Below are 2,175 nucleotides of genomic sequence, written 5' to 3'. Positions count from 1 at the left end.
AATCTGCCTACCCTTTACCCGAGGTGTACTGCAACTCAGTACATCCCTCCTTTATCCCCCCGCGTATCGGTCCGGTCGATATTACTATCTTCCTTTCCTGGCGTCCGGTTTCTCCCTCACGGGAATCTTCGCCGCGCTCACGCTTACTCCCGGCTTTAACCTTGGTACCGGCTGCTTGACCCGCCCAACGACTTTACTCCAGCCATCAGCCTTTCAGCAACCTGGTCGACCTCTTACTTCACCAGCCGGTTCTTCAGAGGTCTTCCTTTGAACTCATTAAGCTTCGGGGCACCGGTTTACCTACTCCTTCAGCAGTTTACCTCAACCACCGCGCTTTCGGTTTTTCCTTACCGTCCCTCCGGCTTTACCTTAGCCTTCGGAACCTAAGTCAACCTGGCCGGTTCTTGACTAGCCCTCCTGGCTTTTCAACAGCCTGCCTTTGAACTCCCTTCACTTACGGGGTACCGGTCCCTTACTCCTCCAGCGGCTTTACTTCAGCCGCCGGACTTTCAGCTTCCCTACTCTTCTCCGGGCTTACCATAGCCTTCGGAATTTCAGCCAACCTGGTCGACCCTTACTTCACCCTCAGGCTTTTCAGTGATCTTCCTTTGAACCCTTACTTCACTACGGTACCGGTCTCCTTACTTCCCCAACAGCTTTACTTCAACTGCCGGGCTTTCAGTGCACTAATCCGCGCCGGGCTTTACCTTAGCCACAGGGTTTTAGTTTGACCTGACCGGTTGACTGATAAGTCATAAGGCTTTTCAGCCAACCTTCCTTTGAACCGCTTCCGGTTACAGCTCTACCGTTTCGGCGTTTCCCAGCTACCGGTCACCGAACCTGCCGGGGGTTTTCCTCCCAGTACTTTAACTTGAGAGCTATTTCCTGGGACACTTTCATTATACGCGGCGGAACTTATATTGTCAATATATTTTTTGAAAATTTTAAATAATAATTTTAATTAGAAAAGTCGGACATTCATTCCACTTGCACTTCCGTATTTTCCAAAAAACGGGCCACCATATTGTAAAAACCGATAATTAAGGTCAGTTCCACCAGTTCACGGTGATCAAAACGTTCCGCCAGCTTGCGAAACGTTTCGTCAGTGGACTTGACTTTAACAGTAACTTCATCAGTGTACTCCAGCACCAACCTCTCCAACCCGCTGAAGCATTCCTCATCCGGGCCTATTTTTACACCGGCAATTTTTTCTTCCGGAACCCCCGCCTCCCGCGCCATCTTTTCGTGCTGGTACCACTCGTAATAAGAATCGCACAAAATGGCCACCCTCAGTATGGATAACTCACGCAGGCGCGCGTCCAGTTTCACCTGTGACAATAACGAACTGCCCAGCCGCATATAATGACGCACACTGTTCTCCGCGTGGGCCATCATCTTATTAATATTCAGGCTGTTGGTCGGCCCGCTGGCCAGGATCATTTTACGCGTCTTCTCAGGCATCTCCTCAACCGGCACCAGTGGCAGACGTGGCTCCCTTTTCTCATCTCTTTTAGTATTACTTTTTCCTTTGCATACTCCCGTCATATGATTTTACCCCCATATGTTAATTCTTACATAAGATAAAAATATAATTACTGATCCATCAATTTTATTTTATTGAACCGGTATCTACCGGACTATCATAACAAGTAACTATTCAGTAAACCAAGCTGAGGTATGGCGTTATCATTAGTGAACGACTTGCGGAGCGCCGGTAACAGCACCCGGCGAAGCGAGGGTAACCGAACTGCGGCGCGAAACCAGCGGGCTACCAACGTTATGAATTTGAGTATAATTAGTTTGGTGGATAACGGGTTTCTCCCATAACCAGCCTATCGCCGCCTTTGCAGCGCCGCTAGTTCGGTCCGAAGCGAGCCGTGGTGCTGTCGGCGCTGAGCATTGGAGTGAGCGGTGATAACGCCATACCTTGATACCGGTTTCACTGAATATATACCATAACAATTATCTTTTTGAAAGTGAAGAATAATTAATACATGAGTTATGCAGTTAATGGTAAATAGCACCAATTCCACAACAACAAAAATGGCTGTGAAGGCCAAAATTTTTCGATGAACCTTGAAAACCGATCGCCAGTTGTGTCAAAATAGACTTGGATTTGTTGCTCGTAACAGCAAATCCGATGGCTGGCGTTGAATAAGTACCCGACCATTTCAC

Annotated in this window: 1 protein-coding gene; it reads right to left on the bottom strand. The window is 48.2% G+C overall.

The features are described from left to right. Window positions 1–978 precede the first annotated feature (978 nt). A complete protein-coding gene (locus tag L7E55_RS17450; protein WP_277445636.1) occupies window positions 979–1,545 on the bottom strand; it encodes a carboxymuconolactone decarboxylase family protein in 567 nt (188 codons plus the stop codon). Between the last annotated feature and the right edge of the window lie 630 nt (window positions 1,546–2,175).

The sequence above is a fragment of the Pelotomaculum isophthalicicum JI genome (assembly GCF_029478095.1).
GTDB classification, from domain to species: domain Bacteria; phylum Bacillota; class Desulfotomaculia; order Desulfotomaculales; family Pelotomaculaceae; genus Pelotomaculum_D; species Pelotomaculum_D isophthalicicum.
Note: the sequence above shows the minus strand (reverse complement) of the source record. Positions and strands in the feature narration are given on the sequence as shown.

Bases quoted from the DNA above. Each gene is read 5' to 3' on its own strand.
- L7E55_RS17450 (WP_277445636.1), bottom strand. From the start codon at position 1,545: ATGACGGGAGTATGCAAAGGAAAAAGTAATACTAAAAGAGATGAGAAA.